The sequence below is a fragment of the Pseudarthrobacter lactosi genome (assembly GCF_055412785.1).
Window position 1 is genome coordinate 237,523 of record NZ_JBVAYS010000001.1, and the last position, 24,090, is coordinate 261,612.

Below are 24,090 nucleotides of genomic sequence, written 5' to 3' on the forward strand. Positions count from 1 at the left end.
CATGCTTACTTCTGGTGACTGTGGGCTCCAGGGCTGCCGCGGCCGGGGGAGCGCCGCCGGTCTCAAGAGTCACGCGAATGGGACAAAAAGGAAGTGTGGACAATGTCCACACTTTGGGCTTCGGACTCGGTCGTACTGGTGCCGGATCGGGCCGGATTGCGTATGTTTTCGGGAGTTCCCAGTGTTTGCAGGGGTTGGAATGCAGTTCGAGTCCCACCTCGGGCACAGTGTTTCCGCAGCTCAGGGGCCTTTTTGGTGTTTTTTGTGTGGACAGTGTCCACACTCTTGCCTCTGATCTGATGTTCCGGGTGTGTGGGGTCCCGGAACGGCCTATTCGGTTGTATGGGGGAGCGGCCGGCTACGGCGGACCGCGTACCGGCCTGTGGGGTCCCTTATGGGTATTCATCCTCGTTCGTCCTTCCCTTGGGTTTTCGCGTTCACCACTTCATGGTGGCCAGGGCCGCTTACAACATGACTTGCTGATTATTCTTTAGATCGACCGAGGGTTGCAGCCGGTCCGCAACTTCCGCTCTAATACCTCTTCATGCAGGACTGCGGGGGGAACAGCATGACATGGCCTCATATCGGTTGGATCGGCTGAGCGCAGCGGGAATCGTGCCGTAAGGTCGGCTCCGATTCAAAAGACGGCGTTCAGTGTGCCACGGCCAAGACGTGGGGGTTTGCCAGGACCCAGGCGGCGGCTAAGTGTTGCTAGCGGAACGCCCAGGCCCTCGACACTCGGCTTGAGGTTTTCCACGGCTTCCAGCACCGCGGGCTGCTTAACTTGCGCGCGGTCTCCAGGCTGCCGTCAATTGAGGTGAAGCGGCTGCCCGCTGGAACCGCACAACATGGTGACTCAGCCGAATACGTCTGTAGGGAGATTCCTGGGGCCCCATCGGATTGGAACCGGGAACTTCCGTGGCGCTTTGATCCACCACACGCACTGCTCGTTACAAAAGAAGCTGTTGATGACCCGGGAGACTTTTACGGTGCCGGACAAATGCTGTCGGTTCGTCTGGAACGGTTCCTGCGGACCGTGCGCCTTCTGACCTCCGGAACAGTCCAGACCAAATTTGAAATTAGCGGTTCCTCGACACTCACATCGCCTATGAATCCTTATCTGCACGAGTTCGGGAGAAAATCCCTGATGGGGCCGAACCTGGTGCGCCGGGTTGTCACCCTCAGCGGTAACGAGGCTGAAGCGATCGAAGCCATCGGAAGGACATGGTTTAAAGAATTAGCTTTCGCAGCTACCTAAAGTTTTTCATATTCGCAAGTCATAGGTGATCTAGGTGGTTGGACTGCGTGACTTTCGTTGGTCTGTATTTCGAAGTAGCATCCTGACGATGACGCGAACTGAAGACGAAGAGGTGGCCTCGTACTATTCATCGGAATTTTCGGTAAAGGTGATGGGTGGTGTGCGCGGATGGCTGGGGCATGTGCGAATCAGACAGGAGCTTTCAGGTCTCCTGAATCGAGAAGCGATGAAGATCGCCGATGTTGGTGGAGGCGCCGGACAGATAGCGCGCTGGATCTCAAGAAGGGGCCACACGGTATACCTCAGTGATCTCTCGCCCGGACAGGTCTCAGCAGCCTGCGACGACAACGACGTCGAGTATCCGGTCAAGGAACTCATCGTTGAAGATGCGCGAACACTCCCCTGGCCATCAGACTATTTTGACCTGGTCATACTCTTCGGTCCGCTGTATCACATGTACGATTCGGAGCAGCGAGTCCAGGCGCTCCGCGAGGCAGCGCGGATATGCAGAGCTGGCGGGACCGTGATCGCCGAGGGTCTCGGTCAACTGATTCCAATCGTGAACTACTGCAGCGGCAAGAATGCCGGCCTCGACGAGGAACGCCTTAAGCCGTTCGTCGAGTCCGGAAACTGGCGTCCAGTTCCCGGATCGGGATGGGACGTTCCAGCTCACTACGCACAACCTCATGAGCTCGAAGCGTAGGTCCGTGAGTCAGGACTATCTTTGAAAGAGACAGTAGCCGTGGAAGGCCCGCTTTGGACGCTCCAGGATGTCCAAGATCTTCCAGCCAGTCGCGGCAGAACGTCGTTCCTGGTAGACGTAGCGACGAGTCTGAGAACCAACAGAGCGGCCGTATACGCAAGCCCGCACTACCTAGTTATCGCCACGAAAGAACACCAAACTGAAGAGGTACGCGACGCATGATCGATTTGACCCAGTACGCCGGCGGCTTGTACACCGACGGCAGAGTGTCACTTCGGCCTCTGAAAGCAGGCGAGGCTGAACAACTTGCAGGCTGGTGGAACGTCCCCGAATGGATGATCCTTCAACAGGACTCATGTATTCCACGGCCCTCGGATATGTCAGTCGATCTCTTCAAGAACTGGAGCAGCAATGAAGTTGACGGATCCATAGGCTTTTCCATAGCGGACTCAACTGATCAGCTAGTCGGTCACATCACTCTTTGGGGTATTAGCAGCTCTGCCCGTTCGGCGACGCTGAGCATCATCATAGGGCCCGACTACGTGGATATGAAGTTCGGTTCGGCGGCTATCTTACTCATGCTGAACCTGGCGTTCATGGAACGAGGACTCAACAAGGTGGAACTGAAAGTTTGGGAGTTCAACCCAAGAGGCATTCACACCTACGAAAAGCTCGGATTCGTCCACGAGGGCAGACGTCGTGCCGCGATTTTCCATGGTGGGCGGTTCTGGGATCAGCTCTTCATGAGCATGTTGGCGACTGAATTTTCGGAAGCCGCTGCCTTGCATCCCTGATCGGCTGGTTATCTGGTGACTCTGCCTCGTTGCTCTCATCCAGCCCTTGGCTGACAACGGCACTCACTAGGGCTGACATCGAGAGTCCTCTCTCGACGGCTGCGTGCTTAATTCGCTTGATCAATTCAACGTCTAAATAGACATTAAACTGCGCTTTGCCCCCAAGAGGTCCCATGCTAGCAATTTAGCACAGCAGCCCGGCTGGCTTTGGAAGGGTGCCATGGCCTGCTGCCATGGTCCTCGGCCTTGTCGTTATCTCGTTGGGCGGCTGCTCTTCAGCCCAGAACGAAGCACCATGCAAGGACGTCGGAAAATACGTATGACTCCGCCGACCTGCGGGACAAGCTGATCACCATCGATGCCCGCGGCAAAGACTAACGACCTTCATTGGAGAAGCTTCCAGACACAGCCAGTGCCGGTGCGAAGAATGCTGCTGGGGACGTCAAGGAGAACCTCACCGCTTACGTTTCCCACGCGGCATCGTATGCGATGACCGAGACTGAGGCCGACTTTGACGTACGACTTCTTGGATGTGCGGATATGGCTTGATGAGGCAAGCGACGATCTGGTCAAATCCTAGATGCGTCTGGATACCCGACCTCATTGGAACCTGACCCCCGTGAAGTAGCCGAAACGGACCATCGTGAGTTCCTCTAGGCTGGCTGGGTTCGCACGTCGGGGAACCAGCCGTTCGGGGCCTTTTTGGGTTCCAGGTGCTCGGGATCCCTGTGCTTTTGCATGTCGCGTGGAAGCGCCATACTTGCCGCTCAGAACGCCTTGGGCCAACGGCGACCAGCAGACCTGGGTTATCCCCGAGTGGTAGTGCCCATTAGCGTGGTGTAACGGCCCTGCTCCGGGCGTTTTGTTCCCCAACGTGAGGCGGCCATAGCGTGATTCTTGGAAAGACCGACCAAAGTCTTCTCTCAAGGAGTTACCACGCGATGACCGCACCCCAAATTATCGACCCCGCCCGTTTCCTGTCCGAGCAGCTCGAGCAGGCCTCTCCGGATCTGATGCGATCCATGCTCACGACCTTCATCAACGCGCTGATGAGCGCCGAAGCCGACGCTGTCTGCGGCGCCGAGCCGCTGCACCCCGGAGCGCAGCCGACCTTGCTCGATGCCGACGGGCACCGGATCACCGCGTTCCTGACCAACTCCCCGCGCTGGCACGGGCCGTTCCTGGATGCCCGGCACCGCGCCCGCGGCCGGTGCGAGAGCCGGATCAAAACCCTGAAAAACACCGGCCTGGGCAAGCTGCCGTTTTTCGATTTCGCCGCGAACCAGGCCTGGGCAAACATCGCCGCGCTGGCCTTCAACCTGGTCTCCTGGATCCAGCTCGCAGCCCTCCCGGATGGCCACCCCGCCAAGGCCTGGGACATCAAACGCTGGCGCTACCGGCTCTTCGCGACCGCCGGGAATATCATCACACGCGCCCGCCGCAACCAGCTGCTCCTGCCGGATTCCGCGCCGGAGAAGGATCTCCTGAAACTTCTCCTGGAGAACACCGCCCAGCTCAACAAAGGGCTCGTTCCTTCCACCGGCTGATCGTGGACCTCATCCTGTCCCAACGAACAGAACGATCACCGGAAGTGGAACCGGCGCCAACCCAGGCGAACCAACAGGCCACACCGGACTGCCCGAAAACAGAAAACAACCGCCCATCAGCCGCGGCCACAAATCAGCGGCCATCAAAGAGCATCATGAAAAATCGAGGCTAGTTCCGTGGAGGGGAAAATCATTATGCTGAGGCTTGTTGTACATTCTGTACATGACAGCTCTTACAGATATTGACCGGTTGCTCCTCTCCGCCCTGCGTGAGGATGGCCGGGCGTCTGTGGCCAGCCTCGCCCGTAAGCTCGGCGTTGCCAGGGCAACCGTGAACAGCCGGCTCGATCGTCTTCTCACTTCGGGAACCATCGTTGGCTTCACTGCCAGGGTCCGTGACGAAGTGGACCCGCTTGAGATCCGCGCCATCACCCTGATCGCTGTTGAGGGGAGGTCTGCCAACAAGGTGATCCGAGAGCTGCGGGGGTTCCCCGAAATTCGGGCACTGCATACCACCAACGGCGGCTGGGACCTTGTAGCGGAGCTGGCCACCGAAAACCTCGGCGGGTTCGACAACGTGCTGGGCAGGATCCGCGCAGTCGACGGCATCGTCAACAGCGAGACCAGCCTGTTGCTCAGTTCCGTACTCAGATAGTGCTCCGAGGTCGCCTCTTCAGACGACGATCGAAGACCGGCGAAGTGCGCAGAAAAACTGACATTCTGCGCATATTTTTGGCGATTAGAGAGCTATTCGGTCATTGTGGACGCATATCGACGCCGCATACCGTGAGGGCATTAGTTGTCTAAATGGAAAAGAGTGGCGCAAATGACGCGTTTTGTCGATGTTCACAACATGGTGGAATGGGCTGCCGGCCGGGGAGTGGAGACGACCATCTCGGAGATGATCGTTTACCTCGAAGACGATTTCCGCCGCTGGGCGTCTTTTGACAAAAGTCCCCGCGTGGCCAGCCACACCCCATTCGGAGTCATCGAACTGATGCCCACGAGCGATCACGAGACTTATGGCTTCAAGTACGTCAACGGACACCCGTCAAATCCGGCCCGTGGTTTCCAAACAGTGACGGCGTTCGGCGTCCTGGCGGACGTCCACAACGGATATCCCACCTTCCTGGCAGAGATGACCTTACTGACAGCCCTGCGTACTGCGGCGACCTCGGGTATGGTCGCGAAGCATCTTGCCCGTCCCGGTTCCGCAAGCATGGCCATGATCGGAACCGGCAGCCAGTCTGAGTTCCAGGCCTTGGCCTTCCGGGCGGCCCTCGGAATTAACACGCTCAGGGTGTGGGACACTGATCCGGCCGCGACGCAAAAGTTTGTCCGAAACCTCGCGCCGCTTGGGTTCGAGATCACGGTGGCGTCCTCGGCCGCCGACGCCGTGCAGGGAACAGACGTAATCACGACCTGTACCGCTGACAAGGCCAACGCCACCATCCTGACGGCCGACCTCATTGCCCCAGGCGTCCACCTCAATGCCATCGGCGGGGACTGCCCCGGAAAAACTGAACTCGACGCGGTCATCCTGGGACTCGGCGACGTTTTCGTAGAGTTCACGCCGCAGACGCGGATTGAAGGCGAGATCCAGCAAATGCCCGCCGACTTCGCCGTTACGGAATTCTGGCAAGTCTTGAGCGATGAGGTACCGGGGCGCACCAGCTCGGAACAGATCACGATTTTTGACTCCGTCGGCTTCGCCATAGAGGATTTCTCGGCCTTGCGCTACGTCCGAGACGCAGTCGACGGGTCGGACTTCTTCGTAGACATTGACCTCGTCGCCGACCCGGAAGACCCGAAGAACCTCTTCGGCCTTGTGGGCGCCTTGTCCCCGGTGGGAAGCTAGGCCAGGCATGCCCTCATGGATCCTTCCGGGTCATCGACATCCGCCTGCGGCGGGTCGGCCCCGCACGGAAACCTCGATTCCCGGTGCCTTGAGGGGCGCCGGGTAGGCTCCCAGACTCCGCCAGGTACACCCTTTCTCGTGGAGTCCGCATCGCGCTAGTTCCCGATGTGCAGTCCGTTCACGAGCGCGAACCGACAGTCAATTCGCACCGCATACGGGTCACTCACCCCGGTGTGTTTAGTTGAATTCCAGAACATGAAGGCTTAGCCAGAGCACGAGTGTGTCCTCAGACTGGTCCAGGTCGATGTTGAATAGTTCGCGTAACCGTTTGAGGCGGTACCGGAGCGTGTTTTGGTGCAAAGACAATTCAGCTGCGGTCCGGGCGGAGTCCCGGGAACAGTCAAGGTAGGTCCGCAGCGTTTTTGCGTACTCTGTTCCTGAGCCGGCGTCGTATTCCATGATTTTTTTGGCGGCTGCCGATGTGAGGTGCGGTGTCTTGCGGAAATGGGCGGCCAGTTCGAGCAGCGTCAGGCGGCTGCGGACGTCGCGCGCACTCGCATAGGTGATTGAGCTCTGGTCGGAAGCGAGCATGAGCAGGACCAGGTCTGCCTCGTGCTTCGACCGGCCGATGTCCGACGCAGCAAGGACAGCAGACCCGGCCGCTATTCGCAGGTTAACCGCAAGGGATACGCGGGAGCGCTCGGTGAGCCGTCGGGCCAGGGCTTCGACGGGTCCAGACGAGGCGGGGTCGACGTCGGCGAAAAGGGCATAGATGGTGGTTCCCACCAGCACGCAATGCGCCCCTTGGCGGTGCGCTTCGCACTGGGTGGTGACAAGGTCCAGGAGCCGGACTAGTGTCATCTCCGCCGCCTGTCCGATGTCCGGTTGGAAAGCGATGACCGCGAACGGCCCGGAGTTCCGAAGTCCCAGCTGTTCCGCGATGAGTGCCGCGTCGTCGCCACCTTCTAGGAGTCTGCGGAGAAGCTCGGCGCGCTGTTGGCGGGCCAGGTCGTGGGCACTGCGTGCTCGCAGCATATGAAGGGCTGCGATATCCGCAGCCCGTTCCAATGCCTGTTCCGCGACCACGTCCAGGTCACCGTTCGGGTCAACAACCCAGATAGAGCCGAGCGGCTCTTTGCCTGCCCGGACTGCTATGGCCAGCCGGTCGAGGGCCGGACGGACCCCCTCAATGCGGACCGCGCCCTGGGAACGGAAAACAGAGGCATACTGGCCCGCGTTCTCCGGAAGGTAGGGAACCTGGCGCCCCAGGATGCCCTGACGCCGGTCCTCATCAATCGGCTGGTGGGCGAGGGTCGAGTAGGCGAGCACCTGTTCCTGGAGGTTCTCAATGGCCGTGGCGCCGCCAACCATGGCGGCGATGGCGTTGGCCAACGCGAACAGGTCGCCAACGCCCAGCGTGGACAGCGAGTTGCCGGCTTCGGCTGAGGCAGTGAGCGCCGAGTCCAGGAGCGCATCCAACTGGCGCCACCCCATCTCGTCGTCGACCACGAGGAGGGCGATACCCGACTGATCGGCGACGGCGATGATTTGACCCAGATCCTGGGAATACTGCTTGATGACCAGCGCGCCAAAGCCTGCTGTGGCCGCGCTGCGGACAACGCCGGCTGTTGCTGGTTCTGCAGGGTGAAGTCCAATGCCCAAAAGGATCGCACCCGGCAACCCCTCCAGCGGAGTGTGGGGATCGTAAAAAGCAGGGCTGGTCAGCGAGAGCTCCGGCGGCGTGCCGTGGGAGCGGAGCCCCACTGCCGGGCTTGCCAGAAGCCGCAGGAGCCCGTGGAGAGTGATGCTGTCGGGGGTGCCGGAAGAAGTTGCCACGAGGGATAAAGCTAATCTCTCTTGTGGCGGAGCACAAGGCTTCGCATGTAATGTCGTGGTCTGCACCGAAGCCAGTGGCCCGGGGCCCAGCAGATAGTTGACGCATGTCACTTTCACTTGAAGCTGGACCCGTCGCCCGACAGGCCGCAGAGGCAGCAGCAGCAGCAGCAGCCAAAGCCGGCGTCCTGGTGGTGGATGAGCATGACCGCGATCAGCTCCGGGACGTCGAAGGTCTCCTCGTCGCGATCTGGGGCATGTCCCCCCACGGAGCTCCTATACCGTTCGACCTGTTGCGCAGTATTTCGCATGCAGGGTGCAACGTTTCCGCTGCCTACGATCCGGGAGGACAACTTTGCGGGGCAGCTGTCGGGATTGTGTCACCCGGCGGGAGCGCGACTTACTCGCTGATCGCCGGGGTCCTGCCCGGTACCGGCGACAAAGGCGTCGGCTTTGCCCTGAAACAGCACCAGCGGGCCTGGTCACTGGCACGGGGCATCGAATCGATGACGTGGACTTTCGACCCGCTGGTCAGCAGGAACGCACGCTTCAACCTGACCAAGCTCGGGGCAGTGGCGTCCGAATATGCCCAAAATTTCTATGGCGAGATGCAGGATGAGATCAACGCCAATGACGAGAGCGACCGGCTGGTCGCAGTCTGGCCGCTGTCCTCAGCGCGAAGCATCGATGCCAGCCACGGCCTAATTCAGGATTTGGAACTGAGCGCTGCCGCCGTGGGAAACGTGCTGGAGTACGGGCCGGATCAACAGCCGGTTCTCCTTGAAGCGGAGGGCACGATCTGGTGCCGGGCACCCCGGGACATTGTCGCGTTGAGGGCCACGGCTCCAGAACAGGCCAGCCAGTGGCGGAGCGTGCTCCGCGGGATCCTGGAACCCGCCCTTGCCTCGGGCTATATGGCCTCCGGCGTGACACGCAGCGGCTGGTACCGGCTGACCACCACCGACCAGGCATAACCCACCCCAAAGGAGCACCAATGCGTACCAATTATCGTGCAGTCAAGGCCCGAACAGTCTTCGCCGCTGCCGGGCTGGCCCTCGCCTCAGGACTAACGGCGTGCGGGGCAGGATCAACCTCGGCCGCGGAGGTGAAGACTTTTTCCGCAGCCGATGTCGACCCCGCCGCCGCAGCCGCCCTTCCCGAACGGTACAAGGCCGCCGGGGTAATCAAGGTGGCCTCGGACATCCCGTATCCACCCATGGAGATGTTCGATGAAAATCAGCAACTAACCGGTCTGGACTTCGACCTGGCCCAGGCTCTGGGTGCGAAGCTCGGGGTGAAGCTTGAGCTGCAGACCCAGGCGTTCGACAGCATCATCCCCTCACTGCAGTCGGGTAAGAACGACATCATCATGTCGGGGATGAACGACACCCCCGAGCGGCAGGAATCCCTGGATTTCGTTGACTACTTCCACGCGGGATTCTCCATTCTTGTACCCGAGGGCAATCCTAAGAACATCACCACAGCCCTTGACCTATGCGACAAGGACGTCGCAGTGCAGAAGGCAACCGTTCAGGCCGAAATTCTGCGCAGCTACGACCAGCAGTGCAAAGACAAGGGATCCAACCCGATCCGCGTTTCGGAACTCCCGCTGGAGACGGACGTGCAGACTGCGGTCCGATCAGGGAAGGCCTCCGCCGACGTCGTGGACTCGGCAGTGGCGGCGTATGCCGCCAAGACAGCCGGTGACGGCAAGATCTTTGACCTCGTAAGAGACCCGGCTAACCCGGCCGGATACAACCCCGTCCATACCGGAATCGGTGTGCTGAAAAAGGATGCGGAACTTTCCAAAGCCCTCCTGACAGCCCTCCAGGCGCTCATCGCCGACGGCACATATGACCGCATCCTGGCCAAATACGACCTCTCCGACTACAGCGTCAAGCAAGCCGGACTGAACCTGGGGGGAACCAAACCATGAAACAGGGCACCACAATAGCGCCGCGGCGGGAAGGACCGCCACCGGCAGGCCCGCACCCCACCGACGGCGCCGGTTCAGATGACGTCGTGGCCGTTCCACTTCGACACCCCTGGCGCTGGGTAGGGGCAGCATTGCTGGGCATCAGCTTCGCAGCTCTGGCATCTTCGCTGTGGGCCAACCCCAACATCGACCACCGGACGATCAGCAGCTACCTATTTCACCCTCGTATCCTCGGCGGCATAGGCCTCACACTTCTGCTTACTGTGGTCTCCATGGTGGTATCCACCATCCTGGGCGTCCTGCTGGCAGTCATGCGGCTTTCCAGGAATCCCGTGATGAATGCTTTCGCTTGGTTCTACGTCTGGGTCTTCCGGGGTACACCGCTGCTGATCCAGGTCGTTTTTTGGGGCTATCTGGGGCTGCTCTATGCGCAGATCTCTCTCGGCGTTCCGTTTACCGACTTCACCGTATTTTCCGTGGACACCAACACGCTGGTGCCTGCGTTCACCGCCGGTCTCCTGGCCATGACCCTGAACCAGGCCGCGTACTCGGCCGAGATCATCCGGGGCGGCATGCTCTCCGTGGACACCGGTCAGCATGAGGCCGCATCTTCCCTGGGGATGTCCCCGGCCTTCACCCTCTTCAGGGTGGTGCTCCCGCAAGCGATGCGGGTCATCATCCCGCCGATGGGCAACGAGACGATCTCGATGCTGAAAAACACGTCGCTGCTCTCCGTCATCGCGGTGCTGGAGCTTTACACCGTCGCCACCCAGATCTCATCCCAGAACCTGCGGCAGGTGGAGCTTCTAGTAGTGGTCAGCTGCTGGTACCTCTTCCTCACCTCGGTGCTATCCGTTCCCCAGTACTACCTGGAACGCCACTATGGCAGGGGCAACGCCCGTCAGCAAAGCCCCACCCCCCTGGGCAGGATCCGGGCCGCCCTGCGCAAAACCCCGATCCACGCCGTATCGAAAGGACCCCAGCCATGACCGAGGCACTGGCCTTCCCACGGCATCAGGAACTCCCCGCGCCCGCCCGGTCGCTCCTGGTCGCCACCAACGTCCGTAAGCACTACGGCGGAGTCGAAGTACTGAAAGGCATTTCTCTCTCTGTCAATGCTGGTGAAGTCATGTGCCTCCTCGGCCCGTCCGGCTCCGGCAAATCCACCTTCCTGCGTTGCATCAACCACCTGGAACGGATCGACGGCGGCAGGATCTCGGTGGGAGGCGAACTGGTCGGCTACGCGCAGCGCCAGGACCGGATCTTCGAAATGAACCCCCGCGAAGTGGCAAAGCAACGCAGCGGCATCGGAATGGTGTTCCAGCGCTTCAACCTCTTCCCCCACATGACCGCCCTGGAAAACATCTGGGCAGCCCCGGTAGGGGTCAAGAAAGTACCGAAGCAACATGCCATCAAGCGGGGAATGGAGCTACTGGACCGTGTCGGCCTCGCGCACCTGGCAAAGGCCTATCCCGCGCAACTCTCCGGCGGGCAACAGCAGCGGGTTGCCATCGCCCGGGCCCTGGCGATGGATCCGCAGCTCCTCCTGTTCGATGAGCCCACCAGCGCCCTTGATCCGGAACTGGTCGGCGACGTCTTGGACGTGATGCGCACCCTGGCCGCTGACGGGATGACCATGATCGTCGTCACCCACGAGATCGGCTTCGCCCGCGGCGCCGGGGACAGTGTCGTCTTCATGGACGGCGGCGTTGTGGTGGAATCCGGCGCCCCCGCCGATGTGCTGGACAACCCGCAAAACCCGCGGACTATCGCCTTCCTCGAAAGCGTCATGTAAGGATCCGGTCCCTACAAACCCGGCGCACCAGCGGCGTCCACATCCCACGAACAGTGAGCCCCTCAATGAAAATTTCCCGCGCCACCATCACCCTCATCGATGTTCCCTTGCTGGAACCCTTTGTGGTCTCCTATGCCACCTATGACTCAATGCCGAGCATCATACTTGCCCTCGAAACCGACGACGGAACGATCGGCTACGGCGAAAGTGTCCCGGACGGACACATCACCGGAGAGACACCCGGGGGAGTGGTCGAGGCACTCAAGACCGAACTCATCCCAGCGATCCTGGGACTGGACCCAAGGGATATCACGGCAGTCCACCAGCAACTAAACCGCGCACTCAAAGGCTGCGGTGCCGCGAAAGCGGCTGTCGACATCGCCTGCTGGGACTTGGCAGGAAAGGCTGCCGGCCGGCCGATCTACGCGCTGTTGGGCGGACGCCGGCCCGAACAACCCACCATCGCTAAGGTCCTGAGTATCCTTCCACCAGGGGTCCTCGCCGAACAGGCAGTCCAGGCCCGAAGCCAAGGCTACCGCCACCTGAAGATGAAATTGGGCGGCGACGACGGCTTGGACATTGAACGGGTGCGCGCTGTCCGGTCAGCGATCAATGACGACTTGGCCATCCGTGTGGACGCCAACCAGGGCTGGTCCGATCCAGTCACAGCACGGGCCATGATCCGAGCCCTGGAGCCCTATCGGATCGACTGGGTGGAACAGCCGATCCTGGCCGATGACATCGACGGCTTCAGGCTCCTCCGCCAGGACACCAGCACTTGTCTCATGGCCGACGAGTCCGTAGTCCATGCCGGCGACCTGGCCCGGTTCGTCCACGACCGATCAGTGGACATGGTGAACCTCAAACTCATGAAAAGCGGCGGCATCACCCCCTGTCACCGCCTGGCCACCCAGGCTGAACTCGGCGGCCTGAAAGTCCAGATCGGCTCCATGCTGGAAACCAGCATCGCCTCCGCCGCCGGATTCCATCTCGCTCTCAGCCACCCCAACATCGTCTCCACCGAGCTCTCCGGCCCCATGAAATTCACCAAGGAACCCGGGAACCTTCAGTACGTCCTGCCCGAAGTGCACATCACAGAGGGACCGGGCCTGGGCATCGACGTCGACCGGGACGTTCTGGCGGAGCTGTCCGTGAGCGAATGCGAAATCAGCCGGTGACCCGCGAAGAGACGCGCCGTCGTCGTCTTCAGGAAATATGGACACACTTGCACAACCACCCCGAACCCAGCATGAAGGAGTACGGCACCTCGGAGTACCTGGCCGAACTGCTGGGAACTGCAGGTTTGACCATCGGCAAGTTCGGGGCCATTCCCGGCTTCACCGCCGATGTTGGACAAGGCACGCCGCGCATCGGCCTCAGGGCAGACATGGACGCACTGGTGCAGGAAGTAGCGGGAACAACTGCGGCTGTCCACTCCTGCGGGCACGACGCGAACATGGCCGTTGTCGCTACCGTGATGCTCGAACTGGCGGAACAGGCAGACCAGCTGAAATGCGCAGTGCGCGCCATCTTCCAACCAGCCGAGGAACTCGGCAACGGGGCAGACCTCGTGGCAGCCCTCGGCGTAACGGACGGCCTGGAGTACCTGTTCGGTGTTCACCTGCGCCCGGAAAGTGAACTTCCGGCACCCTTCCTGGCCCCGTCCATCTCGCATGGTGCATGCCTCTTTGCGTACGGCACGATCACAGGAGATGACCACCACGGGGCAAGACCGCACCTCGGGGCTAACGCCGTCGAGGTGGCACTCGAAATTTCGGCAGGGCTCAAGCGTCTCAAGGTCGATCCGCAGGTCCCCAGCTCCGCCAAGATGACCCTGCTGCAGGCCGGCGGAGGGAACCTCAATGTCATCCCGGGCAGCGGCACCTTCGGTGTGGACCTTCGAGCTCAAACAAATGAAGCTATGTCGACGCTCCACACTGGCCTCGTCGGGGTGTGCCAGACAGTGGCTGCCGTAACCGGCTCGGAAATCAACCTCGACTTCCGGGACGCCGTGCCCGCGGCCATCATCGGAATCAAAGCTGAAGATGCCCTCGCATCTGCCATCACCGCGACATTAGGCAGCGATCACCTGCAGCCCGGAATTGTGACCTCAGGATCGGATGACTTCCACTTCTACACCCAAAGGAACCCCGCGCTCCAGGCTGCCATGCTTGCCGTCGGCGCAAACGTCCGACCCGGGCTGCATCACCCCTCCATGACCTTCGAAGCAGCGGCGTTGGAACGCGCCGTCGGCGTTCTCATAGAAGCCTGCAGCCGCGCTGCGGCACCATCAGCTGTCGCCCGTTCCATAGCTTGTCCAAGAACCTCCGCTGCCTGAGTCTTCTGCCCGTCGTTGAGCCGGAATTGCGGCGGCGTATCACCGCCGCTGAGAAACAGTTTCGAGCCGGCATTGGGAGATCAATATCGGTGTGAAGACTTTGTTGGGGCGGCGTCATGTCGGTTCTTGCCGGTTGCGCCATGAGATGACGGAAAGGAGGTAGATGGCCGTGATTGCGATTCTTGAAGCAGACGAAGACGCTGATTGGGCGCGGGCTGTCGCCGCTGACCCGTGGACTTGGAGCGGGAAAGGCAGGGAGCCGAGCGACGGCGGGGGTGTCCTCTCCTGCTCCGGTGCTACCGCCGTGAGACAGAAAAAGGGGTGTGGACAGTGTCCACACCCTGGGTCACGGACTGGGCCGTACCGGCGCCGGACTGGGCCGGATTGCGGAGGTTTTCGGGGGAGTGGCGGAAATTCAAGGGCTGGAACCCGGTTCGAGTCCCACCTCGGGTACAGTGTTTCCCCAGGTCAGGTGGCTTTTAGGCCTCCAAGCTGCGCACAAAAGCCCGATTTCTGTGCACACAAAGCCTAGAATTTTGGGTCTGGCCAGCATTCGGGAACGAAAAAAATCGGACGGATCCACGTCCTATGCGGTCCGCTGGCGGAACCCCGAGACGCGAAAGTAAGAGGGGATCACCCTCGCCACCTCGGCTGAGGCCCGCACGCTGCAGCGCCTCCTCGACGCCAACAACCAATCATTTGAGATTGCCCAGCACGCAATGCTTGCGAACCAATCCAAAGCGCCCACCGTGGCGGCCGCGATTCAAGAGCACCTCGACCTTCTGGTCCGGCCTTCCGTTGGCACGGTGCACACGTATCAGACCATGTTGAAGCTGCACATCGCCGACGTCATTGGGCATATCCCGTTGGACAAGCTTGACTAACGGCATCTGACGTACTGGATCAAATCGATGCAGTCCAAAGGCAGGTCTTCCAAAACCATCAAGAACAACCCTGGCGTGATTTTTGGTCTGCGGACTTGGCAAAGCGCCAGCTCAGGCGATCTTGTCGCTGGCGGGGAAGGAGGCACTGGCGTACGCGAAGCTGGCATGGACGACGGCGGTGACGATGTCGACTTCGGTGATATTCCGTGGTCCGTAGATCATGACCATTCCACGGGCGAGGCTGATGCCCGCCAGGGGGTGGGCGACGGACCATCCCTTAGTAATTGCGTCGCGGCTCAGCGTCGGCGGCAAGCCCTCGCCTAACAAGCAGCCAGCCCACAAGAAAAAGATGCGCCCGGAACCCGCAAAAGCGGGTCCCGGGCGCCGTTCTTGGTTTCCGACTCAGCCGGATGCTTCGAAGCGCCTCCTCCATTCAGCCATACGGAGCCGAGAAAACTAAGGCTTGGAGGGAGCTGGCTAAACTGCTTGTGCTGCCTTGATGGCCTGCATGACGCGATCGGTGACTTCATCGATGCCGCCGATGCCGTCAACCTGGGTGAGGATGCCGCGCTCGGCGTACTTTGCCACCACTGCCTCAGTCTGCTCGTGGTAGAGGTCAAGGCGGTGGCGGATGACGGCTTCGTTGTCGTCGCTCCGGCCCGTTTCCTTGGCCCGGCCGAAGAGCCGGTGGACCAGTTCCTCATCGTCGGCAGTCAGCTGCAGGACGACGTCGAGCTTCTCTTCGCCCTTGGCGAGGATCTCGTCGAGGTAGTCCACCTGGGCGGCGGTGCGGGGGTACCCGTCCAGCAGGAACCCGCTTTCGACGTCGGCTTCGCTGAGGCGGTCCCGAACCATTTTGTTGGTGACGCTGTCCGGGACGAAGTCGCCGGCGTCCATGTACTTCTTGGCTTCGACGCCCAGCGGTGTTTCACCCTTCACGTTGGCCCGGAAGATATCGCCTGTGGAAATCGCAACAACGCCGAGGCGCTCGGAAATCCGCTCAGCCTGCGTTCCTTTTCCGGAACCGGGAGGTCCAATAATCAACATTCTCGTCATCGCAAAAGCCCTTCGGCCTAGATCCACTTGGGCGCGGCCGGCACAGTACTGTTGACGCCCGACCCGACAAGCTCCACACCACCGGTGCCGCGGCCAGCCGCCCATCGGACGACGCCTGCCAGGGCACCGGTGACGACCGTCGGGTCAGTGGCACTGGCGTCGCCGAACGCCGAATCCGTGCCTGTGACTTTGACAAGCAGCCCGGCATCAGTGCCCCGGGTTTTCCAAGCGCCGGTGATGTCCTCGAGCAGCCGTTCCAAGACAGGGGCCGGGATGTCACTAAAGGTGGCTCCGTTATTCAGGTCCACGGCGTGCATCCAGACTTCCCGGGTACGCATCCACACCGTTTCCTCAGCCGGAACGATCCGCCCTTGGGCGGTCTTAACTTTGTGGTGCCAGGCATCGGCCGGCAGGTCGCGCCATTCAACGTTCAGGTGCACCGCAGAGTGGTCAAAAAGGTGCCGCAACGCGATCGGGGAGAGCGTGGCGCCGAACTCGATCTCGTGGTTTCGGGCCTCGGGGGAGGCATACATCGGTGTCTCCACCCCGGTGGCTGCCCATTCGACCAGGCGGGCGACAGCGCGGGCGTTGTAACCGACATGTGCCACCAAGTACCGGCGGGTCCAGCCGGGAAGGAGGGTGCCGCCGTCGAGCTCTGCGTCGGAAAGTTCGTTGAGTTTGCGGGCAAAGAACGCGGTGCCCCGGCGCGCCTGCAGCAAGGACTGCAGGAGCGCCGGGTCGGTGGTTTGGTCGTGGCGGGCGACCATCAGGCTTCCTTGACCACGCGGTTCTTCAACTGTCCGAGCCCTTCGATGGTTGTGACCAGGACCTGGCCTTCCTGCAGGTAGCGCTTGGGGTCCTGGGCGTGGCCCACCCCGCCAGGGGTGCCGGTGGCGATGACGTCACCCGGGTTCAGGGTGATGATGGTGGAGATGTAGGAGACCAGGAATTCGGGGGTGAAGACCAGATCGGATGTGGGGGTCTGCTGCTGGATGTCCCCGTCCACGGCGCTGGTCATCAGCGGGCCGGCGGTGAACTCGTCTTTAGTGACCAGGGCGGGGCCGAACGGGGTGGACTTCTCCCAGGTCTTGCCCTGCAGCCACTGGATGGTGCGGAACTGGTAGTCACGCATGGACACATCGTTCAGGACCGCGTAACCGGCAATGTGGTCTGCTGCGTCAGCTTCGCCGATCCGGCGACCCTTCTTGCCGATGACCACGGCGAGTTCGGCTTCCCAGTCCACGGAGTCGGATTCCTGCGGCAGGGCCAGGTCGTCATTTGGGCCGATCAAGGACTCGGCGTACTTGGCGAACAGGGTGGGGTACTCGGGGACTTCCCTCCCCATTTCCTTGATGTGGTTGCGGTAGTTGTGGCCCACGCAGATGATCTTGCCGGGGGAGGGGACGACGGCGGCGAGGTCAGCGCCGTCGAGGGCATGGGTTGCGCCGTTGGCGGCCTTCGCGGTGGTTTCCCAAGCGGGGTCCTTCAGGAGGGCCCCGACGTCGGTGAACCCGTCGATCTCGGTGAGGGTATCGCCGTCCTGGCGGACCGCCACGGTGTTGGTGCTGCTGCCGGTGCCGGTTTCGGTGCGGAGGGTGAGGAGTCTCATGCGTTGTTGCGTCCTTCGGTGTAGGTGCGGTTGAAGTTCAGGCGTTCGAAAATGGGGGCGTCGCTGAACCGGAACAAATCAAACTGGGTGTCGGCCTGCAGCGACCATGCCGCCCAGGATGGGACTACGAAGAGGTCGCCCTTGGCCAAGACCTTGGTCTCGCCATCCAGGACCACCGTGCCGGAGCCCTCGAAGACCTGCCAGACGCTGGAGCCGACTTCGCGGACGGCTTCGGTGGTGGCGCCGGCGCGGAGGCGGTGGAATTCGGCCCGGATGGTGGGCATCACGTCCCCGCCGGTGGTCGGGTTCGTATACCGGACGGCGGCGTGACCCTGAGAGACAGTGGCGGGGTGGCCTTCATCCTCGAGCAGCAGCTGCTCGGTCAATGCCCTGTCCGTGTATTCCCACCGATACGCGGCGATGGGGGAGCTAGTGGTGTCATCCAGGCCCGAGAGCGGCCGGAGGCCGGGGTGGGCCCAGAGCCGCTCGGACCGGGAAATATCCGGGGTGGCTTCGTCGGTGACGCGTTCGGTGCCGAACTCGAAGAACCCGGCGTCGGCGTAGTGCACAAACGGGATGTCCAGGCCATCGATCCAGGCCATCGGGGAGTCGGTGTCGTTGTGGTGGCCGTGGAAGTTCCACCCCGGTGTGAGCAGGAAGTCACCACGGGACATGCGCACCGGATCGCCATTCACCACAGTCCAGACCCCCTCGCCCTCGACGACGAACCGGAATGCGTTTTGGGAGTGGCGGTGCTCCGGTGCGGTCTCGCGGGCACCCAGGTACTGGATCGCGGCCCAGAGCGTGGGCGTGGCGTAGGGTGTGCCGGACAGGCCCGGGTTGGCCAAGGCGATTGCGCGGCGTTCCCCGCCGCGGCCCACGGGAACCAGGTCACCGGCACGTGCGGCCAGGGGGTACAGGTCGTTCCACCGCCACACGTGCGGTACCGCCTTCGGCGTCGGGACCATCGGCATCAGATCGCCGATTTCCGTCCACAGCGGAATCAGGTTCTCGGCCTCGAAGTCACGGTACAGCTGCTCGAGCTGGGCAGCCTCCTCCGGGGACGGCTCCGGCACGGAGTGGTTGGCAGCCACGGATTCATGCGTCAGGTTCTCAGTCATGGCAATCCTCTACTTTGCGTGGGAGCTGGCAGTAGCCAGCCGTTCCGCTATGTCGGCGCGGAGTTCTTTTTTGTTGATCTTGCCGACCTTTGTGGCAGGCAGCTCGTCTACGACCACCAGGTGTTCGGGAATCTTGAAGGCCGCCACGCCGGTTTGGTGCAGCATCTCCCGGATCTGTTCCAGCGTTACTTCGGTGCCGGGTTTGACAGTGATGTACAGGCAAAGCTTTTCGCCGAGAACCTGATCCGGCATGGCGACTGCGGCGGCCATGGTGACATCGTCTATCCGGTAGACCAGGCTTTCGATCTCTTCGGCCGAGATCTTTTCACCACCCCGGTTGATCATGTCCTTGTCGCGGCCTTGAACAATCAGGTTCCCGTCGGGCCGGCGCTCCACGATGTCACCGCTGGCGTACCAGCCGTCGGGAGTGAAGGCGCGCACGTTAGCTTCGGCTGCCCTGTAATAGCCGCGGGGTGTGTACGGTCCGCGGGTCAGGATGGAACCGGCCACACCGTCAGGAAGGTCATTGCCGGCCTCGTCAACGATCCGGACCTCGTCGGCTTCGGACACTGGACGTCCCTGCGTTGTGCAGATGACGTCTTCGGGATCGTCCAGTCGTGTGGTGTTGATGAGCCCCTCGGCCATGCCGAAGACCTGTTGCAGGGTGGCGCCGAGGACAGGCTTGACCTTCCGCGCGATTTCGTCAGGCAGGCGCGAACCCCCTACCTGGATGACTTCCAGGCTCCCCAGCTGATTGCCGCCGGTTTCTTCCTGGTGCTCGATCCATCGCTGGGCGACGGCGGGAACTGCCGTTGAAAGAGTTACTTTTTCACGCTCGATGGCAGCGAAGGCCTTGCGTGGTTCAGGACTCGGCAGCATGACCACCCTGCCGCCGGCGAACAGGATGCCCAGGATGCCCGGGCAGGCCAAGGGGAAATTGTGGCTGGCCGGAAGGGTGCCGAGATATACCGTGTCCTCGGCGACACCGGTGGGCACTGACGTTGCCTTGATGTTGTAGGCGTAGTCATTGTGGGTTCTGGTGATGAGCTTCGGCAGGCCTGTGGTGCCTCCCGAGAGGAGAAACAGGGCGGGGGAGTCCGGTGACGGAGCGGAGGCGTCCAGCCGGGCCCGCGCTCCCGCCTGGTCCTTGCCGGGAGCGAGGACTTCCTCAAGCCGCGCATTGAGGGGATGGGCTACGCCGGAAACGAGGATGATTTCCAAAGACGGAATCGTGGAGGCCAGATCCTCAGCCAGCGCCTGGTGGTCAAAGTCCTTGATGACATCGGGGACGGCGATTGCACGGGACTCCGAGAGTTCGGTGAGGAAGGACAGCTCGTATTGCCGGTGTGCCGGCAGCGCCATGACCGGGATGATCCCGGCGCGGAAGCACGCCAGGGTCAGCAGCGCGAACTGCCAGCCATTGGGCAGCTGGACCATGATTCGGTCGTCCGCTTTCAGTCCCAACTGCAGGAGCCGTTCGGCGGCGGCATCCATCCTGTTGGCAAGTTCTGCGTAGGTGAGCCGCACGTCGCCGTCGACGATTGCGATCTTCTCGGGCAACCGGTCGGCTGTTTCGAGGATGTAGCTGCCCAGTGCGCGGTCCTCCCAGTAGCCCTTGGCGCGGAACTCCGCGGCCAGGTCGGCTGGCCAGGGGGTGGTGCCCCCGCTGGTATGGCTTGTCATTTCATGTCCTCCTCGACATTGATAACTACGGCATCGAGCGCCACGAGTCCTTGGTGGGTCAGGCGCAGGGGATTGATTTCGATCTCAGCGATTGCGTCATTGGAGACGAGCGCATCGCCGAGTTTGACCAAAAGGCCAGCCAGTTCCGTTGTATCCAGCATTGGCCCGGAGCGGAAGCCATACAAGAGTTCGCGGGCCTGCAGATCGTTGGGCATGCCCTCTGCTGCCTGATCCGAGAGGGGAGCGGAACGGATGGCGATATCGGCGAAGACCTCGGCCGCGGTGCCACCCAAACCAAGAACCGCGATCGGTCCGAACACAGGGTCACGGCGAACACCGACAACCAGGTCCACCCCGGACGGGGCCATGGCTTCGATCAGGAACTCGCGGGCTCCGGCAGCCTCAAGGCCGTCCAGGGCGCGGTCCATGGCTTCCGCGGAGTTGACCCCGAGGTGCACGCCGCCGATCTCGGTCTTGTGCAGGACGGCGGCGTCGAGCAGCTTCACGGCCACCGGGCCGCCGAGCTCGGCGAGTGCCTCCTGGGCAGCAGCACGGGTGCTGCAGCTGCGGCGTGCGGGGGTGGCGATGCCGAGGGCGCCGAGGAGTTCCTTGGCGCGGTTCTCGTCCCAGGGTCCTTGCACGTCCGGCCAGGCGAAGGAGCCGGACGTAGCATCGGCGCGCTGGAACTGTCCCCGGGCGTCGTTGACCAGAGCGGCAATGCCGTGGGCCAGCGAGGTCGGTCCGGTGATCAGCGGTAGGCCACGGAGTTGGGCGGATTTGCGGGCGCGTTCAACGTCGCCGTCGGGTCCGTCGACTCCGATCAGGAACGGCAGGGCCTCTGCCGCACCGGACTCTGCAACGGACGCCGGTAGGTCGGCCACGGGTTCGGTCAGTCCGTAAACGGCGACGACGTCGATGGCCGGGTCTGCGGCGACGGCTGCCACGATTTTCTCGTAGCCGGGTCCTGGACGTCCGGTGTCAACGGGGTTGGCCTGGAATGTCATCGGCGGTAACAGTGCGCCGATGGTGTCCTGGCTCGCCTGGGTCAGGCGTGGCAGCGTCACGCCGGCGCTGTGGAGGGCGTCGGCGATCAGCAGGCCTGGACCAGCCTGTCCGGTGATGAGTCCCACTCCGGGGTTGGCCGCGGGTGTCAGGCGGCGGCCGGCGAGGGCGGTGACGGCGGCAATCAGCTGGTTTTCGTCGTCGACGATCACAGCGCCTGCCTGTTTAAGGACGGCTCGGGTGGTGCGCCAGGAGGTTGCCAGTGCCCCGGTGTGGGACTGGGCAAATTCGGACACATCGTTCTGGCCGACGATCAGCGCAGCGACCGGCTTGACGGCACTGAGGCGTGCGACGGCGTCGACCAGGGCTGGCCCGTCGGCGACGGTCTCCAAGTGCAGGGCAACCGCTTTGGTTTGCTGATCGGAGATCAGGTAGTCCAGGACATCGGGTGCGGTGATGTCCGTGCCGGCACCGATGCCGACGGCGAGGCTGACGCCCACTCCGGCGCGCTGCAGGTGGAAGGCCAGGACGTGGTTGACTCCGCCGCTGGCGGCCACCACGGCCACCGAACCGGGTTCCAGTTCTGCGACGCCGGGGACGAAGCTCGCCCTCAGGTTCCGGTGGGGGACGAAGAAGCCCGAGGTGTTCGGGCCGAGCAGGCGGATGCCGGTTCCCCGGACAGCTGCCTTGACGTCCTGGTCCAATTCGATGCCGGGTCCGCCGGCTTCGGCAAACCCGCCGGCGCAGACGAGGGCGGCTTTGGCACCGTTGGCTGCGCTGTCCAACAGGGCTTGTGCGGTAGCAGCCGCAGGGACGCAGAGCACAGCCAGATCGGGGCCGCCGGGGATGGCGGCCGCGGCTGCGGCGATGCTGGTGTGCATCCCGTTGTCACCGCGGCTGTTCACCAGTTCAACGGGTGCCGGGTACTGGGAGAGCGACTGCGCCATGACGGCGCCAAGTTTGTCCGGGCTGGACGAGGCGCCGACGACGATGATGCCGCGGGGTTCAAACAGCGGGGTCAGGCTATGCATCGTTTGCCTCCGTGGTGGTGGTGGTGGCTACGGCGTCTGCACGGCCGGAGAGGACCAGTGTCAGGGCGGACACAGGTCCGCGATCGTCCACGATCACGCTCGTCAGGCCGTGGCCGAGGCGGGCTTCCTCGGACAAAAGGATGCGGGTGAACGGGGTGCCGCCCTGGATTACGACAGCTGCAGCCTGCGGCGTCAGCCGGTCGAACGCGTCGGCCAGGCCGTCTTCGGTATCCGGGGCGGTGAGCAGCAGTGCCGTGCTGGAGTTGGCGTAGGCCGGGTCGGTGACCAGGGCAATACTCCCGCCGGCACCGGTCAGGACGGCCTGGCCATCCTGCTGGGTAAGGGAGAGCGAGCGGCCGCCGAACCGGACCGATCCGGCGTCGAGCGGTGTTTCCAGTGGCGTGTGGCCGAGCCGGGCCAGCCAGTCTTCTTCCACCGACTGAACAAAGCCTGCATCACGCTGTCGGATCTTGTCGATGTCGATGCTGCGGGAGAAGAAGTGGAAGGTGAACTGGGTGGGAGCGAAGGAGTTGTAGTACCTGCCGAAGTGCTCCCACCAGCTCAGTCCGCCACGTGCCTGGTTCTGGATCTTGGCAACCTGGGGCTGACGCTCGGTTTCATAGTTAGTGAAGGCAGTTTCGAGGTCGTCCTGGTGCGCAGCTACTTCCCGGACAAGGGTGATGGCATCTTCCATGGCCATTTTGGTGCCGGACCCTACGGAGAAGTGCGCCGTATGCACGGCGTCGCCGAGCAGGACGACGTTGCCCTTGTGCCAGGAGTGGGTCCGGCGGGTGCGGAAGTTCGCCCAGCGGGAGCTGTTGGCGACCAGCGGTTCACCGGCAATGTCCTCAGCGAAAAGCTTTTCGAGGAAGCGCTGTGTCTTCAAATCCGACGGTCCCGGGGGCTGGCTAACATCGAATTCGTCGAGTCCGGCCTTGCGCCAGGTTTCCTCATCGGTTTCGACGATGAAGGTGCTGAGGTCCTCGCTGATCGGGTAGCCGTGGACGGCGAAGTTGCCGAACTCGCTCTTCCGGTGCAGGAAGGTCATGCCCTTGAATTTGTGGCTCGTCCCGAACCAGATGAATTTGGCCGCAGCCGTCTCGGAAGTGTGACCCAGGCCTTCGCCGAGCTGTTCGCGGGTCGAAGAGTTCGCGCCGTCTGCGCCGACGATCACGTCAAAGTCTGCGAGCTGGGTCAGGTCCGGAACGTACTGGCCAAAGCGCATATCGACGCCGGCTTCCGCGGCCCGTTCCTGCATAAGCTGGAGGAGGGTCTTGCGATAGATGGCTGCCATGCCGTTGCCGGCGAAGGACTTCTGTTCGCCCTTGAGCCAGACCTCGATATCATCCCAGTGGGTGCCGAAGTCCCGCAGTCCATCGTGGACCACAGGATCAGCCTCGTTGATCCTGGTCAAGGTGGCGTCAGAGAAGACCACCCCGAAGCCGAAGGCGTCAGTGGCCTGGTTCCGTTCAAAGAGCACGACCTCGGCGGCCGGAACGGTTTGCTTGAACAGGGTTGAGAAGAACAGTCCGCCGGGACCGCCGCCAATGCAGGCTACGCGAAGTGCCATCGATGCCACCTTCTAGATTTAGGGGAAGTCAGTGAGATAGGTCTCGTATTGAGTATGTAACGCATATGCGTG

21 protein-coding genes and 2 pseudogenes are annotated in these 24,090 nt (G+C 62.3%); 14 read left to right on the forward strand and 9 right to left on the reverse strand.

The window, feature by feature from the left end; translation table 11 throughout:
- The first annotated feature begins 817 nt into the window (after positions 1 to 817).
- From ACZY0Q_RS01075 to ACZY0Q_RS01105, 7 genes and pseudogenes are all read left to right on the forward strand, one after another.
- Positions 818 to 1,258, forward strand: a complete 441-nt coding sequence (locus ACZY0Q_RS01075; protein ID WP_463913639.1) for a hypothetical protein — start codon at positions 818 to 820, stop codon at positions 1,256 to 1,258.
- A gap of 88 nt (positions 1,259 to 1,346) precedes the next feature.
- Complete coding sequence (locus tag ACZY0Q_RS01080) at positions 1,347 to 1,961, forward strand: class I SAM-dependent methyltransferase (RefSeq protein ID WP_463913642.1); 615 nt, start codon at positions 1,347 to 1,349, stop codon at positions 1,959 to 1,961.
- 218 nt (positions 1,962 to 2,179) lie between these two features.
- Positions 2,180 to 2,755, forward strand: a complete 576-nt coding sequence (locus ACZY0Q_RS01085) for a GNAT family N-acetyltransferase (protein ID WP_463913645.1) — start codon at positions 2,180 to 2,182, stop codon at positions 2,753 to 2,755.
- A gap of 941 nt (positions 2,756 to 3,696) precedes the next feature.
- Positions 3,697 to 3,840 (forward strand): annotated as a pseudogene (locus tag ACZY0Q_RS01090) (IS256 family transposase); the annotation flags it as partial.
- Positions 3,835 to 4,302: pseudogene (locus ACZY0Q_RS01095) on the forward strand (transposase); the annotation flags it as partial. The pseudogenes ACZY0Q_RS01090 and ACZY0Q_RS01095, both read left to right, overlap by 6 nt.
- Positions 4,303 to 4,525: 223 nt before the next feature.
- The gene (locus ACZY0Q_RS01100) at positions 4,526 to 4,957 is read left to right on the forward strand and encodes an Lrp/AsnC family transcriptional regulator (protein ID WP_463913648.1); all 432 of its coding nucleotides are present in this window, start codon (positions 4,526 to 4,528) and stop codon (positions 4,955 to 4,957) included.
- A gap of 171 nt (positions 4,958 to 5,128) precedes the next feature.
- Positions 5,129 to 6,160 carry an ornithine cyclodeaminase gene (locus ACZY0Q_RS01105; RefSeq protein ID WP_463913651.1) on the forward strand — a complete coding sequence of 344 codons (1,032 nt, stop codon included), beginning with the start codon at positions 5,129 to 5,131 and terminating at the stop codon, positions 6,158 to 6,160.
- A gap of 237 nt (positions 6,161 to 6,397) precedes the next feature.
- Here the strand turns inward: ACZY0Q_RS01105 and ACZY0Q_RS01110 are convergent, their stop codons facing one another.
- On the reverse strand, positions 6,398 to 7,996 hold the full coding sequence (locus tag ACZY0Q_RS01110) for a PucR family transcriptional regulator (protein ID WP_463913654.1): 1,599 nt from the start codon (positions 7,994 to 7,996) through the stop codon (positions 6,398 to 6,400).
- 104 nt (positions 7,997 to 8,100) lie between these two features.
- On the opposite strand from ACZY0Q_RS01110, the gene ACZY0Q_RS01115 reads away from it, so the two are divergent.
- The 7 genes from ACZY0Q_RS01115 (at position 8,101) to ACZY0Q_RS01145 (ending at position 14,946) form a co-directional block, all read left to right on the forward strand.
- Positions 8,101 to 8,967: a GNAT family N-acetyltransferase gene (locus tag ACZY0Q_RS01115; protein ID WP_463913657.1), complete on the forward strand. Its 867-nt coding sequence runs from the start codon at positions 8,101 to 8,103 to the stop codon at positions 8,965 to 8,967.
- Between the two features lie 20 nt (positions 8,968 to 8,987).
- Positions 8,988 to 9,929 (forward strand): ABC transporter substrate-binding protein, encoded by a 942-nt coding sequence (locus tag ACZY0Q_RS01120; protein ID WP_463913660.1) that lies wholly within the window; start codon positions 8,988 to 8,990, stop codon positions 9,927 to 9,929.
- Positions 9,926 to 10,918 carry an amino acid ABC transporter permease gene (locus tag ACZY0Q_RS01125; protein ID WP_463913662.1) on the forward strand — a complete coding sequence of 331 codons (993 nt, stop codon included), beginning with the start codon at positions 9,926 to 9,928 and terminating at the stop codon, positions 10,916 to 10,918. Before ACZY0Q_RS01120 ends, ACZY0Q_RS01125 begins: the two co-directional genes overlap by 4 nt.
- The gene (locus ACZY0Q_RS01130; RefSeq protein ID WP_463913665.1) at positions 10,915 to 11,724 is read left to right on the forward strand and encodes an amino acid ABC transporter ATP-binding protein; all 810 of its coding nucleotides are present in this window, start codon (positions 10,915 to 10,917) and stop codon (positions 11,722 to 11,724) included. Before ACZY0Q_RS01125 ends, ACZY0Q_RS01130 begins: the two co-directional genes overlap by 4 nt.
- A 65-nt stretch (positions 11,725 to 11,789) precedes the next feature.
- Positions 11,790 to 12,902 (forward strand): mandelate racemase/muconate lactonizing enzyme family protein, encoded by a 1,113-nt coding sequence (locus ACZY0Q_RS01135; RefSeq protein ID WP_463913668.1) that lies wholly within the window; start codon positions 11,790 to 11,792, stop codon positions 12,900 to 12,902.
- A complete protein-coding gene (locus ACZY0Q_RS01140) occupies positions 12,884 to 14,062 on the forward strand; it encodes an amidohydrolase (RefSeq protein WP_463913670.1) in 1,179 nt (392 codons plus the stop codon). Before ACZY0Q_RS01135 ends, ACZY0Q_RS01140 begins: the two co-directional genes overlap by 19 nt.
- 719 nt (positions 14,063 to 14,781) lie before the next feature.
- Positions 14,782 to 14,946 carry a hypothetical protein gene (locus tag ACZY0Q_RS01145; protein ID WP_463913672.1) on the forward strand — a complete coding sequence of 55 codons (165 nt, stop codon included), beginning with the start codon at positions 14,782 to 14,784 and terminating at the stop codon, positions 14,944 to 14,946.
- A 111-nt stretch (positions 14,947 to 15,057) separates the two neighbouring features.
- Here ACZY0Q_RS01145 and ACZY0Q_RS01150 read toward each other — a convergent pair whose 3' ends face one another.
- From ACZY0Q_RS01150 to ACZY0Q_RS01185, 8 genes are all read right to left on the reverse strand, one after another.
- Positions 15,058 to 15,258, reverse strand: a complete 201-nt coding sequence (locus ACZY0Q_RS01150) for a luciferase domain-containing protein (RefSeq protein WP_463913675.1) — start codon at positions 15,256 to 15,258, stop codon at positions 15,058 to 15,060.
- A gap of 165 nt (positions 15,259 to 15,423) precedes the next feature.
- On the reverse strand, positions 15,424 to 15,993 hold the full coding sequence (locus ACZY0Q_RS01155; protein WP_463916205.1) for an adenylate kinase: 570 nt from the start codon (positions 15,991 to 15,993) through the stop codon (positions 15,424 to 15,426).
- A 26-nt stretch (positions 15,994 to 16,019) separates the two neighbouring features.
- Positions 16,020 to 16,769, reverse strand: a complete 750-nt coding sequence (locus ACZY0Q_RS01160; protein ID WP_463913678.1) for a maleylpyruvate isomerase family mycothiol-dependent enzyme — start codon at positions 16,767 to 16,769, stop codon at positions 16,020 to 16,022.
- Entirely contained in the window at positions 16,769 to 17,611 is an 843-nt protein-coding gene (locus tag ACZY0Q_RS01165) for a fumarylacetoacetate hydrolase family protein (RefSeq protein ID WP_463913681.1), read from the reverse strand. Before ACZY0Q_RS01165 ends, ACZY0Q_RS01160 begins: the two co-directional genes overlap by 1 nt.
- Positions 17,608 to 18,732: a cupin domain-containing protein gene (locus ACZY0Q_RS01170; protein WP_463913684.1), complete on the reverse strand. Its 1,125-nt coding sequence runs from the start codon at positions 18,730 to 18,732 to the stop codon at positions 17,608 to 17,610. The genes ACZY0Q_RS01165 and ACZY0Q_RS01170 overlap by 4 nt, the downstream gene beginning before the upstream one ends.
- A gap of 9 nt (positions 18,733 to 18,741) precedes the next feature.
- The gene (locus ACZY0Q_RS01175; protein ID WP_463913687.1) at positions 18,742 to 20,415 is read right to left on the reverse strand and encodes a (2,3-dihydroxybenzoyl)adenylate synthase; all 1,674 of its coding nucleotides are present in this window, start codon (positions 20,413 to 20,415) and stop codon (positions 18,742 to 18,744) included.
- On the reverse strand, positions 20,412 to 22,448 hold the full coding sequence (locus ACZY0Q_RS01180; protein WP_463913690.1) for an acetate--CoA ligase family protein: 2,037 nt from the start codon (positions 22,446 to 22,448) through the stop codon (positions 20,412 to 20,414). Before ACZY0Q_RS01180 ends, ACZY0Q_RS01175 begins: the two co-directional genes overlap by 4 nt.
- A complete protein-coding gene (locus tag ACZY0Q_RS01185; RefSeq protein WP_463913693.1) occupies positions 22,441 to 24,018 on the reverse strand; it encodes an FAD-dependent monooxygenase in 1,578 nt (525 codons plus the stop codon). Before ACZY0Q_RS01185 ends, ACZY0Q_RS01180 begins: the two co-directional genes overlap by 8 nt.
- Positions 24,019 to 24,090 lie beyond the last annotated feature (72 nt).

Bases quoted from the DNA above. Each gene is read 5' to 3' on its own strand.
- ACZY0Q_RS01080 (WP_463913642.1), top strand. From the start codon at position 1,347: ATGACGCGAACTGAAGACGAAGAGGTGGCCTCGTACTATTCATCGGAA.
- ACZY0Q_RS01085 (WP_463913645.1), top strand. From the start codon at position 2,180: ATGATCGATTTGACCCAGTACGCCGGCGGCTTGTACACCGACGGCAGA.
- ACZY0Q_RS01100 (WP_463913648.1), top strand. From the start codon at position 4,526: ATGACAGCTCTTACAGATATTGACCGGTTGCTCCTCTCCGCCCTGCGT.
- ACZY0Q_RS01105 (WP_463913651.1), top strand. From the start codon at position 5,129: ATGACGCGTTTTGTCGATGTTCACAACATGGTGGAATGGGCTGCCGGC.
- ACZY0Q_RS01115 (WP_463913657.1), top strand. From the start codon at position 8,101: ATGTCACTTTCACTTGAAGCTGGACCCGTCGCCCGACAGGCCGCAGAG.
- ACZY0Q_RS01120 (WP_463913660.1), top strand. From the start codon at position 8,988: ATGCGTACCAATTATCGTGCAGTCAAGGCCCGAACAGTCTTCGCCGCT.
- ACZY0Q_RS01125 (WP_463913662.1), top strand. From the start codon at position 9,926: ATGAAACAGGGCACCACAATAGCGCCGCGGCGGGAAGGACCGCCACCG.
- ACZY0Q_RS01130 (WP_463913665.1), top strand. From the start codon at position 10,915: ATGACCGAGGCACTGGCCTTCCCACGGCATCAGGAACTCCCCGCGCCC.
- ACZY0Q_RS01135 (WP_463913668.1), top strand. From the start codon at position 11,790: ATGAAAATTTCCCGCGCCACCATCACCCTCATCGATGTTCCCTTGCTG.
- ACZY0Q_RS01140 (WP_463913670.1), top strand. From the start codon at position 12,884: ATGCGAAATCAGCCGGTGACCCGCGAAGAGACGCGCCGTCGTCGTCTT.
- ACZY0Q_RS01145 (WP_463913672.1), top strand. From the start codon at position 14,782: ATGCTTGCGAACCAATCCAAAGCGCCCACCGTGGCGGCCGCGATTCAA.
- ACZY0Q_RS01155 (WP_463916205.1), bottom strand. From the start codon at position 15,993: ATGTTGATTATTGGACCTCCCGGTTCCGGAAAAGGAACGCAGGCTGAG.
- ACZY0Q_RS01160 (WP_463913678.1), bottom strand. From the start codon at position 16,769: ATGGTCGCCCGCCACGACCAAACCACCGACCCGGCGCTCCTGCAGTCC.
- ACZY0Q_RS01165 (WP_463913681.1), bottom strand. From the start codon at position 17,611: ATGAGACTCCTCACCCTCCGCACCGAAACCGGCACCGGCAGCAGCACC.
- ACZY0Q_RS01170 (WP_463913684.1), bottom strand. From the start codon at position 18,732: ATGACTGAGAACCTGACGCATGAATCCGTGGCTGCCAACCACTCCGTG.
- ACZY0Q_RS01175 (WP_463913687.1), bottom strand. From the start codon at position 20,415: ATGACAAGCCATACCAGCGGGGGCACCACCCCCTGGCCAGCCGACCTG.
- ACZY0Q_RS01180 (WP_463913690.1), bottom strand. From the start codon at position 22,448: ATGCATAGCCTGACCCCGCTGTTTGAACCCCGCGGCATCATCGTCGTC.
- ACZY0Q_RS01185 (WP_463913693.1), bottom strand. From the start codon at position 24,018: ATGGCACTTCGCGTAGCCTGCATTGGCGGCGGTCCCGGCGGACTGTTC.